This window comes from Microbacterium sp. NPDC077184 (assembly GCF_040687055.1).
In the GTDB taxonomy this organism is placed as follows: domain Bacteria; phylum Actinomycetota; class Actinomycetes; order Actinomycetales; family Microbacteriaceae; genus Microbacterium.
Genome location: NZ_JBFBMM010000003.1, coordinates 320145 through 334880, shown reverse-complemented (window position 1 = coordinate 334880; position 14736 = coordinate 320145). Strand labels below are relative to the sequence as shown.

The following is a 14736-nucleotide window of genomic DNA, read 5'->3' as shown; positions in this document are numbered from 1 at the left end:
GGAGATCAGGCGAGAACAGGACGATCGGTGACGGAATCGCCTGTTCTCGTCGGATCGCCTGGTCTCGTCGGATCGCCTGGTCTCAATTGACCGCCCTCAGGCCAGACCCATCCGCTCGAAGAGATCCCGGCATCCGGGCCAGAGATCGTCGGGCAGGGCATCCGTGGCGAAGAAGGCGAAGTCGAGGGCCTCGTCGTGGGGCTGCGGATCTCCTTCGAGCGCGATCGTGAACGACAGGCCGATCGCGTGCTTGCGGGGATCATCGCCGAAGACGGTGCCGTCATCCGGTGCGACCGCGGACGGAAACCACTCGTAGACGTAGTCGGGCTGGGGGTTGAGCGGCAGGTCGGGTGCGAGCCCGAGGGTGTCGACACTGTGGCGACGGATCGCGGCGGCGATCGTCTCGCCGCGCTGAATGCGACCACCCAGGTGGCACCACACGCGACCGTGCGGAGAATCGCGCAAGATCAGGCCGATCTCGCGACGGCCGTCGACCTCGCGGACGGGCACGAAGTCGACGCAGGCGATGGGCATCGACTCCTCGATTCGGGCGTACAGATCGGCGGGGAGGAAGGTCATGCATCGATTCTCGCGCGGATGAGAACTGCGGGAGAAACCGCGGATTCCTTGACGCGAAACTGCGGAACGGGCCAAGATGGGACACAGCTTGGGAAACGCTTTCCTTAACTGACTCAAGGGAGATTCAGTGACTGCTCTGCGACGTACGACGAGGTTCCGCACCGCGATCGCCGCCCTGGCGGGGGGCGCGATCATCGTCTCCGGCGGAATCGTGGCGGCCCCGGCATCCGCGAACGAAGAGGTCGATCTGCGCTTCGACTTCGGCGGACCCGCCTCCCCCGTCGCCGAGGGATGGACCGGCGTGCACCCCGGATCGGCCTACACCGCAGAGCTCGGCTACGGCTTCACCGTCGCACCCGGGGCGTTCCGCGACCGGGGCGGCGACGACCTCGTCGCACGCGACTTCACGATCGCCGGCAGCTCCACCTTCGCCGTCGACGTGCCCAACGGAACCTACGAAGTCACGACGTGGGCGGGCGACCTCATCGCCGGCAACCGCACGACGTTCGACATCGAAGGCACCGCGTTCTCGGGCCCGCGGACGTCGAGCGGCGACGTGCACGAGGAGTTCTTCCCCGAGATCCTCGTCGCCGACGGACAGCTCACCATCTCGGCATCCGGCGACGGTCGCATCAACGGCATCCTCGTGCAGACGCCCCTGCCCGCTCCGCTCGCGCTCGCCACCTCGGTGAACGCCGACGTCCCCGTCGTCGCGCTCGGGTGGGAGCCGGTCGCCGGAGCCACCGGCTACACGATCTTCCGCGCGGCCCCCGGCGGAGACCTGACCGAGATCGCCACCGTGGCGGCGCCCTTCGACGCGGCCACTCCCCCCACGTACGTCGACAGCGACGTCGAGCTCGGCGAGAGCTACGACTACGCCGTGGCGACGGTGAAGGGCGAACGGACCTCCCGTACCGGCGAGCGCGTCACGGCCTCGGTGACCGATGCGTCCGTCGCCCCGCCCGCACAGCCTTCCGGGCTGGTGACGACGTCGATCGAGCGCAACAGCGTGACCATCGCGTGGGACGGAGTCGAGGGCGCCGCGCTCTACCGGGTGTTCCGTTCCACCCGGGAGGATCTCCCCTTCACCGAGATCGCGCGCGTCAGCGAGCCGACCTACACCGACACGGACGTCCTCACCACACGCCCCTACCTCTACAAGATCGTCGCGGTGAACGCCGGCGGTGCGTCGGAGGAGTCCGCGGTGCACGCGACGGATGCCGCCACCACCCTGGTGCGGAACGTCGAGTACCTCGACCGCTCCCCCGTCGCGGTGACGACGGATGCCGGGGTCTACCTCGGCTGGCGCCTCCTCGGCCTCGACGACCGCGACCTCGGTTTCACCGTCTACCGCGACGGCGCGAAGATCACCGACGCCCCGATCACAGACACCACCAACCTCGTCGACCCCGACGGCACGGCCGAATCCGCCTACCTCGTCACGGCGCAGATCGGCGACCGCGAGGTGTCGGTGACGGACGAGTTCGGCGTGTGGGCATCCGGCTACCTCGACATCGCGCTGGACACACCGGCGCCGCAGACGATGCCCGACGGCAGCACGGCCACCTACGCTCCCGGCGACGGCACCGTGGCGGACGTCGACGGCGACGGACAGTACGAGCTGATCTTCCTCTGGAACCCCTCGAACGCGAAGGACAACTCCCAGTCCGGCTACACCGGCAACGTCTACATCGAAGCGGTGCGCCTCGACGGCACGAGCCTGTGGCGCATCGATCTCGGTCGGAACATCCGCGCCGGAGCGCACTACACCCAGCTCGAGGCGTTCGACTTCGACAGCGACGGTCGCGCGGAGATCGCGGTGAAGACCGCCGACGGCACGATCGACGGCGAGGGCAGCGTCATCGGCGACCCCGACGCCGATCACCGGAACTCCGGCGGCTACATCCTCACCGGCCCCGAGTACCTCACCGTGTTCGACGGGGAGACCGGCGCCGCGATCGACACCGTCGACTACCTTCCCGGCCGGGGCAACGTCGCCGCCTGGGGCGACGGGTACGGCAACCGCGTCGACCGGTTCCTCGGGGGCGTGGCCTACCTCGACGGCGAGAACCCGTCACTGGTGATGAGCCGCGGCTACTACACCCGCAGCGTCGTCGTCGCGTGGGACCTCGTCGACGGAGAGCTCGTCGAGCGCTGGACGTTCGACTCCGACGAGGCCGGCGGGGATTACGAGGGACAGGGCAACCATCAGTTCACCGTCGCCGACGTCGACCGCGACGGTCTCGACGAGATCGTGTTCGGTGCGCTGACGATCGATGACGACGGGACGCCGCTGTACAACTCGCGCCTCTTCCACGGCGACGCGCAGCACGTCGGCGACTTCGTCACCGACCGCCCGGGCCTCGAGATCTACAGCGTCTTCGAGAGCCCGAGCGGCAACGGCGGCATCATCGCGGCGATGCGGGATGCCGAGACCGGCGAGATCCTCTGGGCCAACGAGGGCAGTCGCGACACCGGGCGCGGAACGGCGGCCGACATCGACCCGACATCTCCGGGCGCGGAGGCCTGGAACATCGGCGGCGACTTCGCGTGGAACTCCCGCGTCGGAACCCTCAACGCCGCCGACGGCACGGTGCTGTCGAACGACATCCCCGCGGCGAACTTCGTCACCTGGTGGGACGGCGACCTCACACGGGAGATCACCGACCACGACTACGACATCGCCATCTCGGCGGGTGTCCCGACGATCTCGAAATGGGATCCGGCGGCGCAGGAGGAGGTCGAGATCGCACGCTTCGAGGGGACCCTCACGAACAACACCACCAAGGGCAACCCCGTCATCCAGGCCGATCTCTTCGGCGACTGGCGCGAGGAGATCGCGGTGCGGCTCGCCGATGGCAGCGGCATCCGCATCCACACGACGACGGATGTCGCGGACACACGGATCCCGACCCTCATGCACGATTCGCAGTACCGACTGGCCGTGGCGAACCAGAACTCCGCCTACAACCAGCCGCCGAACCCGTCATTCTTCCTCGGTGCGGGGATGGATGAGCCGCCGATGGCCGCGATCTCGTACGTCGGCGCGCCCGCGGCGGACGAGTCCGCGCCGGTGATCGACGGGATGCCGTCGGGCATCGTCTCGGTCGACGACCCGCTCGCCCTGGCGGTGGCCGCGGACGACCCCGAGAGCGGTGTGCGGACACTCGCGGTCACGATCGACGGCGTCGCGGTGCCGGCATCCGGTGACGTGATCCTGTCCGAGCTCGGACTCGACGGCGACGGGCGCGAGGTGGAGGTCGTCGCCACCTCGGTGAACAACGCCGGGCTCGAGACCGTCGAGACCTCGACCGTGCTGCTCGTGCCGGGGGACTCGTTCACCGCCGCTCCCGGGCGGGGCACCCTGTCGAACACGAGCGGATGGGACGACGGCCTCCACGACGGGACCTACGACGTCGTCATGAACCTGTGGTGGGGCGTGCCGGGAACGGTGTTCCGCCTGTTCGAGAACGGCGAGCTGATCGAGACCCGCGTGCTCGAGCCGACCGCCGGGATGTCGCAGACGACCGGGCTCCGCATCGAGGGGAAGCCCAACGGGCGCTACGTCTACACCGCTGAGCTCGTCAACGCGCAGGGCATGACGGAGACGTCGTCGACGACGGTCGTCGTGAACGCCGCCGCCCCGGGGAAGCCGGTCGTGTCCCACGACAACTGGGATCGCGACGGCGACTTCACGGTGACGGCGAACCTCTGGTGGGGCACCAACGCCGACGCGTACGACATCCTGCTCGACGGCGAGGTCGTCGACTCCGGCGAGCTCGACGCCGCGACTCCCTCCGCCCAGCGGGTGCGGGTGGAACTCGAGGACGTCGCGTCGGGCACCCACGAGCTCGTGGCGGTGTTCCGCAACGCTGCCGGGGAGACGGCATCCGCTCCGCTGACGGTCACGGTGCGTTAGGGGGCGCGGTGATGAGAGGGCGGGTCGGGCTAGCCCGACGTCATGGCTGATTCCGACGACGCGACCGACAATCCCAAGAACGGCATCGCGCTCGGTCTGGCACTGGGCCTTCCCTTCGGCGCGGTGATCGGGCTTCTCCTCCTCGACAACATCGCGCTCGGCGCGAGCCTCGGCCTGTTGGCGGGGATCGTCATCGGCGTCCTCGTCGATGCGCGCGGGCGCGCACGAGGAAGCGACGAGTAGCGGGCGGGCATCCGTCAGCGGGTGACGGCGCTCCCGCGGCGGGCGCGGTCGTGGCGGATGCGGGCGACCACCGTCGCGACGACGATGAGGACGACGGCGACGATCGCGGCGACACCGGTCGCGGGCGAGTAGGGCTCGTCGGTGAACCGCGCGACGGCGACCCACGCGACACCCCAGCTGAGCGACAGGGCCGGCGCGATACGGCCACCGCCCCAGAAGGCGAGCGCGATGCCGATGAGCGCGGCGACACCGAGCACGAGCGAGGACCAGAACTCCGGCGCGATGCCGAAGCCGTCGAAACCGGTCGCGACGAGGATCGCGGTCGCATTGGCGGCGGTGGCGATGATGACCCACCCGAGGTAGAGGCCGATGGCGCCGTCGGCGACGACGATCTCGACCTTGTTCTTCGGGGTCGTACGGCGGAGGATCACGAAGATGCGGCAGAGGACCGCCAGCAGCGCGGCGATGACGGGAAGGCTCAGCCACAGGAGGTCGGCCTGGACGACACCGATCCAGATGGCGTTGAGGATGAGGGATGCCGCGACCCACCAGCCGATGCGCGCCTGCCGCGCGTCGTTCCGCTGCGCCGGGAGCGCCTGCCAGATCGCGTACGCGAGCATGCCGGTGTAGATGACGCTCCAGATGCGGAAGGCGCCGGTTCCGGGGGCGATGAGGGTGGAGTCGGAGTTGAGGAACCCGCCCGCGGCCTCCTGGATGGGCGTCCCGAAGAACGCGCCCGACCCGATGAAGGCGGCGACGATCGCGAGGACCGAGCTGACGAGGATGATGATCTGCTGCGCGATCCCCCGCGAGGGGACGGTGCTGTCGCGGCGGTCGGCGCGCGTCTTCGCTGTCGTGGACACGGGTGGCTCCTCTGTTCGATCGGCTCGGGCTCGAGCGGCGCCGGGGGCGCGGGGCGAGACTCTCTCTTATGTCTTCCTACTCTCGATGGCGGGCGGATGCAGGGGGTTGCGCCCAGCTTGACCCTGTGGTGGGAACACGGTGTTCCCTGGAGACATGAGCGAAGACCGAACGATCCCCGCCGCGTCGTCCCCTGCGGAGCCGTCCCTCGTGGGAGACGTGCTGCTGCTCCTCTTCCAGCCGGATTCGGGCACCATCGCCGGTGAGAACGTGCTCTTCTACGTCCTGGGCGGCGCCGCCGTCACCGACCTCGCCCTGACCGGTGCGGTCGAGGTCGACGGCCGACGCCTGTTCGCCCGGCCCGTCTCGGCGACCGGCGACGAGCGACCGGAGGATGAGCTCGTCGCCCCGGTCTGGGACTATCTGCAGAAGAAGCCCCGCGACGTGCAGACGGTGCTCGCGGCCGTCGGGCCGAACCTGCGTGAACCCGCCCTCGAGCGCCTTGTCGCGCGCGGCGAGCTGCGGGCCGAGACCCGGAAGACCCTCGGTCTTTTCCCCTCGACGCACTACACGCTCGGCGGCGACCGCCGCGCCGAGCTCATCGCGGGGGTGCGTGCGGCGCTCGTCGGCGGCGCCGACCCCGACGCGCGCACCGCGGCACTCGCCGGGCTCCTCTCCGCCAGCGACACCCTCCCCTGGTTCGACCGCGAGATCCCGTGGAACTCTGCCGTCTACACCCGCGGGAAGGCGTTCGAGCAGGGCGACTGGGGCGCCGCCGCCGCGGCATCCGCCGTCGCCCGAACGGTCGTCGCCGGTGTCGCGAGCTCCCTCGTGATCGCGGGGGTCATCTCGAGCCGGCCGTGAGACACCGGGGCCCGGTGTCGGGTCAGGTGCCGCAGTACGTGACGTACGGGCCGAAGGCGTCGGGAGCTGGCTCGGCGTAGCGCTCGAGACCCGGGCGGGCCGTGAACGGCGAGCGGACGGCATCCGTCAGTCGATGCAGCAGTGTCAGATCGCCGGTGTCGGATGCCGCGGCGAGCGCCTCCTCGACCAGGTGGTTGCGCGGGATGCAGAGCGGGTTGACGCGGTCCATCGCGTCCGGATCGGGGGTGAAAGCGAGCCAGCGCGCGAGCCACAGGTCGACCGGGCCGGGGTCGGCGACGAGGGCGCGGAGGGGCGCGGCGTCACCTCGGGCGGCCGTGGCGAGGTGGCGGAAGAAGAGGGTGGCGTCGGCGCGCGAGACGGCGAGGAGGTCGAAGAGGTCGGACACGAGCGCCGGCACGGCGTCCTCGTCGCGGCCCTCGTGGGCGGCGGAGAGGCCGAGCTTCGCACGGATGCCGGCCGACCACGCCGCGTTGTACGCCGGGCGATAGGCGTCGAGGGCGTCCTGCGCGACCGAGATGGCGGCATCCGTGTCGTCCCCGAGGAGCGGGAGGAGCGCCTCGGCGAGCCGGGCGAGATTCCATTCGCCGAGGCCGGGCTGATTGCCGTACGCGTAGCGGCCCTGCCGATCGATGGAGCTGTAGACCGCGCCGGGATCGAAGGCATCCAGGAAGGCGCACGGGCCGTAATCGATGGTCTCTCCCGACAGCGTCATGTTGTCGGTGTTCATCACGCCGTGGACGAAGCCGACCAGCATCCACCGCGCGATGAGGTCGGCCTGACGGGCGACGACGGCGTCGAGGAGCGCGCGGGCGCGAGCGGCCGGGGCGGCGGATGCGCCGGGGTCGATGCCGGGGTCGATGCCGGGGTCGTGGCGCGCGATCGCGTGGTCGACGAGACGTTCGAGGAGGGCACGATCGCCGGTCGCGTGAGCGTGGGCGTTCGCGAAGACGACGCTGCCGACGCGGAGGTGGCTCGAGGCGGTGCGGACGAGGACGGCGCCGGGGAGGATCTGCTCGCGGACGACGTCCCGGCCGGTCGCGACGACCGCGAGCGCGCGCGTCGTCGGGATGCCGAGCGCGTGCATCGCCTCGGAGACGACGTATTCGCGGAGCATCGGTCCGACCGCGGCGTACCCGTCGCCGCCGCGGGCGAACGGCGTCGGTCCGGACCCCTTGAGATGGAGGTCGTGGATCGTGCCGTCGGGCGCGGTGAGCTCGCCGAGGAGGAGGGCGCGTCCGTCACCGAGGCGGGGGTTGTACCCGCCGAACTGGTGCCCGGCATAGGCCTGCGCGACCGGCTGGGCACCGTCGGGCAGGGCGGTGCCGGTGAGGAACGCCAGGCCTTCCGGGGTGCGGAGGAACGCCGGATCGAGGCCGAGCTCCGTCGCGAGGGCGTCGTTCAGGACGAGAAGCGCGGGCGCCGGCGGCTCGTCCGCCCGCCACGCGACCGCCATCTCCGGCACCGCGTCGGCGAACCGGTGCGTGAGCGTCGCGGTCGTCGGTCCCATCCCTCGAGCGTACGTCCCGGTTCCGTCCCGTTGGCGCGGTCAGGGACGGGCGGGTGCCGGGAGCGCGACGCGCTCGCCCAGGTCGCGGCGGGAGTCCGCGCCGATCTTGCCGCGCGCCTGGTAGATGTGCGACTCGACGGTGCGAACCGACAGGAACAGGCGCTCCGCGATCTCACGGTTCGACAGGCCCGCCGCAATCAGGCCCGCGATCTCGACCTCACGCCGCGTCAGGAGGTCGGTGGCGGAGGTCGCCGTCCCTCGCGAGCTGGACGCGGGGCCGCGCGACGACGACGGCGACCGGGTGATCAGCGTGCGCGTGAAGACCGCGTGAAGCTCCGCGGGACGGGGATCCTCCATGAGAGTCACCGGGAGGTCCGAAAGCAGTCGCGTCAGCGGGGCTTTCCCGGCGAGCACCGCACTCTCGATCTCGAGCTGTGACCGGCTGCCGTCGACATCGAGGGCGACGGCGCGATAGAGATCTCGAACCCTCAGCATCGGCGTCTCCTGCGCCGTCGTGAACGACAGCGCCTGCCGGACCGCGCGCGCCGCCTCCTCGAACCGCTCATCCAAGGCATCGATCACCGAGTGGGCGGCGGCGCACGCGTGCCGCAGGGCGAGCGGGCCGTCCGCCCATACGGACTCGACCCGGTCGGTGATGTCCCGCGCCTCCCGCGTACGCCCGTGCTGAGCCAGGAACTGGGCGATCCACAGCTTCACGCCCGCAACCGACAGGTCTTTCCGCAGGGGCGGGAATCGTGTGCGAGCAGCATTCAGACTCGCGAGCGCGGCGGCGCTGTCCCCCCGCACCGCCGCGGTCAGGGCTGTCGCGAGTCCGGCGATGCCGATGACCCGCTCATCGCCTTCCCGAACGGCTCGTCGCCTTTCGCGAGCGATCCGCTCGTCGATACCCGGGGCGTCGTCGCCGAGAACCAGATGGGTGATCTGAGCGACGATGAGGATCCAGAGGCGGCCTGTTGTTCCGAGGCCAGGGATGCCTCCCTCGCCGATTGCCTCCTCCACGCGCACCAGAAGACGGATGGCGCCGTCCGCATCCCCCAGTTGTGCGCGGGCGTACGCCTCCATCAGCCACGCCGAGATCCGCCACATCCCGGTCGCCGCGCTCGCCGCATGATGCGCCTCATTGCGCGCGCGGCGCCAGTCCAGCGCCCACACGAGGGAATCCACGTGCGCGAGCGACACCCGAGGGTCGTCATCGCGCGCCACGCCCGGCGCGAGCGCCGTCCGGAGCTCTTCCGCCCTGGCGCCGTGGCCTCGGGCCTCCCACGTTCGGGCGACGAGGAAGGCGCGCGAGAGGTCTGCGTCGTCAATCACGTCCTCTGCGGCGAACCGCTCGATCCGGGTGTCTCCCACGCACAGGCGCGCGTGCACGAGCTCCAGCCGGAGACCGAGGTCTTCGTGGTTCAGCGCGAGTCCCACCGAGGCGTACGCCTCCGCCAGCGCATGCCGCCCCTCGTCGTTGCACCATCGGGCAGCATCTCGCAGCGCCCGTCGCCGCAGTTCCTCGGACGAAGGGGCGGGCAGGGCATCATCACGGAGCACCCGATCGGCGATCGCGGCGGCGATCGGCAGGCTCCACCATCCTCCATCGGCCTCGAGCATCCGCAGGAGGGCCGCGTCGACGAGCGCCTGAACGCCCTCCGGACCGAGCTTGCGTTCCGCGCCGCGCGCGAGGACGGGATTGGCCCACAGGGCCCGCGCGTCGGACCGGTCGCGGTGGAGCAAACCGGCCGCTCGGAGCTCATCGATCTCCTGGACGGGTCGCATCCGCGCGGCGTGGGAGGACGCGATGCCGGGGAAGCGATGCACCAGAACGAGCGTCGCCAGGTGCCCGTCGTCCAGCGTCGCGAGGTGCGCCATCACCGCGGCCCCCGCCCGGGTCCATCCGGGCGCCTCGCGAACGGCGATGAGCGGATCGTGCTCGTTCTTCACGGCGTCCGTGGCGATCCGCTCGAACTCCCACAGAAGAGCGCGGGATCCGTTCGCCATCCATACGATCGCGTCCACGGTCACGTCATCGATGACGCCGTCCACGCCGTCGCGCAGCAGGCGCGACGCTTCGTCATCGCTCAGAGGCGCAAGATCGATGCGGCGCGCGAATCCGCGGCTCCCCAGAGCCAGCAGGGCGCGCGTCACGGGGTCGAAGGTCTCGCGGACCACGGTCGGCACCTCCACCGAGAAGCAGATCACCGCACCGCGTCGGCACATCGCCTCGGTGAGCACGGAGGCGCTCCGCTCGTCGAGGTTCTGCGCGTCGTCGACGACGAGAACGGTCTCGACCGGTGGAATGTCCTCCGGGGTCAGAAACGGACGCCCCTCCATCGCGATGGCGCGGATCAGCCGGGTCGGGATGCCGCGATCCGCCAGGTCTCTCACGACGTGATCGAGCGTCGTCGTCTTCCCCGCCCCGACGGGACCGACGAGCGCCACGGATGACCGCGCGACGAGCTCCGTGACGATGTCGTCCGGCTCGACGCGACGCAGACTGCGCGCGAAATCGTCCCCACCGGGGGAGTCCGCTGCCCTCATGGTTCCCCCCGCGATGGCATTGGCTCGGTGTGGACCTCACGATATCGACCGCTCTGGGCGATGTCTGCCCCTTTCTCCGCACTCGACCCCGTAATCCACTACTGGGCATCGTCGACGACTACGGGTTTTCCCCGAACATCCAGCAAGCGATTACCGGTCGGCACGGGTATTCGTACGGATTCCCGCCGCCCTCGCTAGCCCGTCGCGGTCCTCGCTCGCCAGGCTCTCCAGCGCGGGTCCTCCCACCCGCCCGTCGAGCAGCGGCACGGCGGCTCGCAGATGATCGGAGTTTTCATGAAGCAGCAAGAGCGCCGGACCGTCCGGCGCCGGATCTTCGCCATCGCCGCCGGTGGCGCGGCCCTCGGACTCGGCGTCGCCGCGACCCTCGCGGCGTGGACCGACACGGAATGGGTGTTCGGCGGTGACGGCGCCGGGGGGCCGGGCGTGGGAACATCCACCTTCGCGATCGAGCAGAACACGGACGCCCCGACCTTCGACGGACCTTGGGACGACGAGCCCGAGAACCCCGGTGGCGAGATGGTCTTCTCCGCCGTCGACATCCTCGGCACCGACCTCTCTCCGGGCGACAGCGTGTACGCGTCCGTTGCGCTCCGCACCAAGGCGACCTCGATCGCGGGCGATGTCGAGCTGCAGCCGGCCGTGCCGGCAGCGGGCATCCCCGCCGACGACCCCGACGGGCTCCTCTTCGCCGCGCTCGACGTCCGCGTCGCCACGAGCGCGACGGCGTTCGCCTGCGATGCCACCGCCTTCACCGGCGGCGCGACGATCATCGCCGACGGAGACCTGGCTTCGACCGGTGGAGACTCTGCGCAGGCGCTGGCGGCGGCATCCGGATCGGTGCAGTACTACTGCTTCGAGGTGACGCTCCCCGAGTCGGTCAACGACGAGGACGACCCGTCGATCTACATGGATCGCGCGGTCGCGCCGGCCTGGGAGTTCGTGGCCACCTCGTGAGCGAGCTGGTCACGGCATCCCGCCCCTTCGCCGCGCACGCCGCCGCGTCGTCCCGTCACTCCGCGGCTCCGGCCCGCGAGGGCGACGTGATCGCTCCCATGGAGCGGGTGCGGGATGCCGTGACCACCGTCTTCGGATGCCTCGGCATCCTCACCGTCGCCTGGCTTGCGGCGAGCGCCGTCTGGAGCCTCGGGATCATCGTCTTCGTCACCGGGTCGATGGCCCCCTCCCTCCCCACCGGCGCCGCGGCCGTGACGCAGACGGTGGAGGCGAGCGATCTCGCGGTCGGCGACATCGTCACCGTCCGTCGCCCGGACGCCAACGTGCAGGTGACGCACCGCATCGTCGACATCGCCCCCGTCGTGGCGAATCCCGACGCCCGTAGCCTGACGCTGCAGGGTGACGCGAACGAGAACGCGGACCTGAAGCCCTACGTCGTCACCGAGGCCGCGCGTGTTCTCGCCGGCGCTCCCGGCATCGGCTGGGTCATCATCTGGGCGAAGACGCCCGCGGTGATGCTCGGCGGCGCCGTCCTCGTGGCCTTCGTCGTGGCGTGGGCACTGTGGCCCGCGCCCGCGCGTCCGACATCCGAGGACGACACCGATGTCGTCGCGGATGTCGTCACGGATGCCGAGCCGGAACCCGCCGGCTGATCTGAGCAGGAGAACCATGTCCCACCCCCGCCGTTCGCGCGGCCGGCGCGGCAGCGCCGTCGTCGTCGCAACGCTCTCGCTCGCCGCCCTCGGCCTCGGGAGCGTCCTCGTCGCCGACGCCGCCCGCGCCGCCTTCATCGACGTTCCGCCGACGGGCACCCCCGGCCGCCTCGTGCTGTCGGCGGATCCGTATCCCGCGGAGTTCCTCGACCTCAGCCCCGGAGAGCCGGCGTTCTGGCAGATCCGCGCCCGGCTGGAAGACGCCAGCCGCGCGACGCTCGCACTGGAGCTACGCAAGAGCGGCACGCTCGCGACGTATCCGCGGGGTCTGGCGATGCAGGTCGACGTGTGCGATGCACCGTGGTCGGGCTTTCCGGCGGCACCGGTGTGTACCCCCGGCGCGCGCGCCGTCACCGTCGCCACGCCCGCGGATGACTACACCGTGTCGTCACCGACGTTCGAGCTGCGGCCCCTCACGCCGTCGGCTCCGCAATACCTGCTCGTGACACTCTCCGTCGAAGACTCCGCAGCCGCTCGCTCGGACGAGGCGCTGATGGGGCTGCGCGGACAGATGGGCGTGGGCCTCACCGCGACATCCGTCGACGATGTCCCGGTCACACCCCCCGGCCCTGGCCCCCTGCCGGCGACCGGGTTCGACATCGGCATGCTCCTCGGGGTCGGAGCGCTCGCTCTCGGCATGGTGGGGCTCGGCGCGACGATGCGCCCGGCGCGTCAGGGAGGACGCTCATGAACCGTCGGATGCGCGGAGGCCTCGCGGCGTTGCTCGGAGCGGCGCTGGTCATTCCGCTGAGCGTCACGGCCACCACGGCGAGCTGGAACGACCGGGAATGGGCATACGGTGGGCCGATCGGCACCGGGTCGCTCCAGTGCGACGGATCGACCGCGTTCGACACGCGCTCGCGCGGGACGTTCCTCGCCGGGCAGCTCCTCGGGGTGAACCTCGACGCGATCGCCGAGCTCGAAGAGATGCGGCTGACCGTGAACGCCGACGGCACCGCGGCCCCCTCCCCCGGCGAGGCGATCGATCTCGGTTCGACACCGCCGACCTTCACGTACGCGAATCCGTTCGACGTGACCGCGCTCGGAATCGTGGGGGTCGACCTCACCGGGTTCGCCGTCGGAGTGCCGGGGGCCGCGCTGGGCGCGGCGAACCAGTGGGCTCAGGGGGCACCGACCGGTCAAACGGCGGGCGCGTCGGGCCTCATCAACGACTCGGGTGCCGTCCTGGTGTCGGACGACACCCCGTCGGACGACCTCCCGGCTCCCGGAACGATCGACATCACGGCGCTCCTCCCGACGATCCCGGGTCTCTCCACGGCCCGTCTCGAGGTCGGAGCGGTGGCCGCGAGCTCCCAGCTCGACGGCTGCGCGGCGCTCCGCGAGCAGATCTGGGGCATCGCGCCGGCGGAACCGGCCGTGCAGCGCGACTACGGTATCGCGGGTCTCGACGTGGTCGTCGACGCGCCCGCGGTCGGTGCACTCACCGGTGCGGTCAACACCACCGTCACCGGCCTGAATGCCTCAGTGGCCGACCTCGTCGGGCCCGGTGGTCTGATCGCGCAGACGCTCGAGTCCACGCTCCTGCAGACCGTGACCGGCCTCGTCGGGGTCGATCTCACCGGCACCGTGACCATCACCGGGCTCGACCTCGGCGCGACCGTCGCCCCGTTCCTCGGCCTCACGCTCGACGGCAACGGCTTCACGATCGACCTCGCGAACGGCCGCATCCTCGTCGACATCGAGCGCCTGAGCGGGCCGCTGAACAACGCCGGTCCGAACACCCAGCTCGTGCTCAACGCAGGAGTGGTCAACGACATCGTCGCCGAAGCCGGCATCCTCCTCGACGAATGGGTCGACGATGTCGTCGCCGCCTTGGACACCGCGATTCGCGCAGCGCAGCTGACGATAAGCCTGTCCTCCACAGTCTCCCGGACCGTGCTCGGGGTGCCTGTCGAGTTCGCCTCTGTCACCGTTACGCTGAGTTCCACCATCGGTCAGGTCCTGTCGGGTGAGACGACTGTGTCCGTGTCTGCGAGCCTCCTTGGAGGCATCATCCCCACTCCCCTGTTGAACGCGCTTCTCTCCGGCATCCTCGGTTCGGCGGGCGCCCTGACCACGGCCCTCGTCGGACTCCTGACGACCGAACTCATCGATCCGATCACGACGCTCGGCGCGACGTTGTCCACCCTGTCGGCACCGGTCGTGAACGCCCTCGCGGGCCTGGTGAACGCGCTGCCGTCGGTGGTGTCGCTCATGGTCAACGTCCAGCCCGATCAGGCGGGCGCGCCGCCCGGCTCGACGTACATCGAGCCCGGCCCGCGCTCGACCGCCGAGTACGCCGTGACGGCGCTGCGGCTGGGCCTGGCCGACTTCGACACCCCCGCCGACGTCGCCCACGTCCGCTTCGCGACGGGCTCCGCCGGTCCCGTCACCCTCCCCTGACCCGCGCTCCCCTGTCGCCCCCGTCGGCACCCCTGACGCCGAGACTGCATCCTCCGGTCAAGACTGCACGTCGCGCACGCAGTCTCGACGGGAGGATGCAGTCT

11 protein-coding genes are annotated in these 14736 nt (G+C 70.7%); 7 read left to right on the top strand and 4 right to left on the bottom strand.

The features are described from left to right. Window positions 1-96 precede the first annotated feature (96 nt). The gene (locus tag AB0O93_RS08595; RefSeq protein ID WP_363342413.1) at window positions 97-579 is read right to left on the bottom strand and encodes a DUF4916 domain-containing protein; all 483 of its coding nucleotides are present in this window, start codon (window positions 577-579) and stop codon (window positions 97-99) included. A gap of 127 nt (window positions 580-706) precedes the next feature. Here AB0O93_RS08595 and AB0O93_RS08590 point away from each other — a divergent pair, with 127 nt between their 5' ends. Together AB0O93_RS08590 and AB0O93_RS08585 are read left to right on the top strand one after the other, a co-directional pair. After that, the gene (locus AB0O93_RS08590) at window positions 707-4498 is read left to right on the top strand and encodes a hypothetical protein (protein WP_363342411.1); all 3792 of its coding nucleotides are present in this window, start codon (window positions 707-709) and stop codon (window positions 4496-4498) included. 42 nt (window positions 4499-4540) lie between these two features. Continuing rightward, a complete protein-coding gene (locus AB0O93_RS08585) occupies window positions 4541-4741 on the top strand; it encodes a hypothetical protein (RefSeq protein ID WP_363342409.1) in 201 nt (66 codons plus the stop codon). Window positions 4742-4755: 14 nt separating this feature from the next. On the opposite strand, the gene AB0O93_RS08580 is transcribed toward AB0O93_RS08585, so the two are convergent. Further along, window positions 4756-5604 carry a tryptophan-rich sensory protein gene (locus AB0O93_RS08580; RefSeq protein ID WP_363342407.1) on the bottom strand — a complete coding sequence of 283 codons (849 nt, stop codon included), beginning with the start codon at window positions 5602-5604 and terminating at the stop codon, window positions 4756-4758. Window positions 5605-5758: 154 nt separating this feature from the next. Between AB0O93_RS08580 and AB0O93_RS08575 the strand changes: the two genes are divergently transcribed. Then, on the top strand, window positions 5759-6466 hold the full coding sequence (locus tag AB0O93_RS08575) for a GPP34 family phosphoprotein (protein ID WP_363342405.1): 708 nt from the start codon (window positions 5759-5761) through the stop codon (window positions 6464-6466). Window positions 6467-6488: 22 nt separating this feature from the next. On the opposite strand, the gene AB0O93_RS08570 is transcribed toward AB0O93_RS08575, so the two are convergent. Together AB0O93_RS08570 and AB0O93_RS08565 are read right to left on the bottom strand one after the other, a co-directional pair. After that, on the bottom strand, window positions 6489-7994 hold the full coding sequence (locus AB0O93_RS08570; protein ID WP_363342403.1) for a protein adenylyltransferase SelO: 1506 nt from the start codon (window positions 7992-7994) through the stop codon (window positions 6489-6491). Between the two features lie 39 nt (window positions 7995-8033). Beyond that, window positions 8034-10541 carry a LuxR C-terminal-related transcriptional regulator gene (locus AB0O93_RS08565; RefSeq protein WP_363342401.1) on the bottom strand — a complete coding sequence of 836 codons (2508 nt, stop codon included), beginning with the start codon at window positions 10539-10541 and terminating at the stop codon, window positions 8034-8036. Between the two features lie 294 nt (window positions 10542-10835). Between AB0O93_RS08565 and AB0O93_RS08560 the strand changes: the two genes are divergently transcribed. From AB0O93_RS08560 to AB0O93_RS08545, 4 genes are read left to right on the top strand one after another with little or no spacing between them, the layout of a single operon-like run. Continuing rightward, a complete protein-coding gene (locus AB0O93_RS08560) occupies window positions 10836-11516 on the top strand; it encodes a SipW-dependent-type signal peptide-containing protein (RefSeq protein WP_363342399.1) in 681 nt (226 codons plus the stop codon). Next, window positions 11513-12169 (top strand): signal peptidase I, encoded by a 657-nt coding sequence (locus AB0O93_RS08555; RefSeq protein WP_363342397.1) that lies wholly within the window; start codon window positions 11513-11515, stop codon window positions 12167-12169. Before AB0O93_RS08560 ends, AB0O93_RS08555 begins: the two co-directional genes overlap by 4 nt. A 16-nt stretch (window positions 12170-12185) precedes the next feature. Continuing rightward, a complete protein-coding gene (locus AB0O93_RS08550) occupies window positions 12186-12920 on the top strand; it encodes a hypothetical protein (protein ID WP_363342395.1) in 735 nt (244 codons plus the stop codon). Further along, window positions 12917-14632, top strand: a complete 1716-nt coding sequence (locus AB0O93_RS08545) for a choice-of-anchor G family protein (protein WP_363342393.1) — start codon at window positions 12917-12919, stop codon at window positions 14630-14632. The genes AB0O93_RS08550 and AB0O93_RS08545 overlap by 4 nt, the downstream gene beginning before the upstream one ends. The last annotated feature ends 104 nt before the right edge of the window (window positions 14633-14736 follow it).

What these genes read in the sequence shown, in the direction of transcription:
- AB0O93_RS08560 (WP_363342399.1), top strand. Translation starts at nt 10,836, where the DNA reads ATGAAGCAGCAAGAGCGCCGGACCGTCCGGCGCCGGATCTTCGCCATC.
- AB0O93_RS08575 (WP_363342405.1), top strand. Translation starts at nt 5,759, where the DNA reads ATGAGCGAAGACCGAACGATCCCCGCCGCGTCGTCCCCTGCGGAGCCG.
- AB0O93_RS08545 (WP_363342393.1), top strand. Translation starts at nt 12,917, where the DNA reads ATGAACCGTCGGATGCGCGGAGGCCTCGCGGCGTTGCTCGGAGCGGCG.
- AB0O93_RS08585 (WP_363342409.1), top strand. Translation starts at nt 4,541, where the DNA reads ATGGCTGATTCCGACGACGCGACCGACAATCCCAAGAACGGCATCGCG.
- AB0O93_RS08550 (WP_363342395.1), top strand. Translation starts at nt 12,186, where the DNA reads ATGTCCCACCCCCGCCGTTCGCGCGGCCGGCGCGGCAGCGCCGTCGTC.
- AB0O93_RS08595 (WP_363342413.1), bottom strand. Translation starts at nt 579, where the DNA reads ATGACCTTCCTCCCCGCCGATCTGTACGCCCGAATCGAGGAGTCGATG.
- AB0O93_RS08570 (WP_363342403.1), bottom strand. Translation starts at nt 7,994, where the DNA reads ATGGGACCGACGACCGCGACGCTCACGCACCGGTTCGCCGACGCGGTG.
- AB0O93_RS08565 (WP_363342401.1), bottom strand. Translation starts at nt 10,541, where the DNA reads ATGAGGGCAGCGGACTCCCCCGGTGGGGACGATTTCGCGCGCAGTCTG.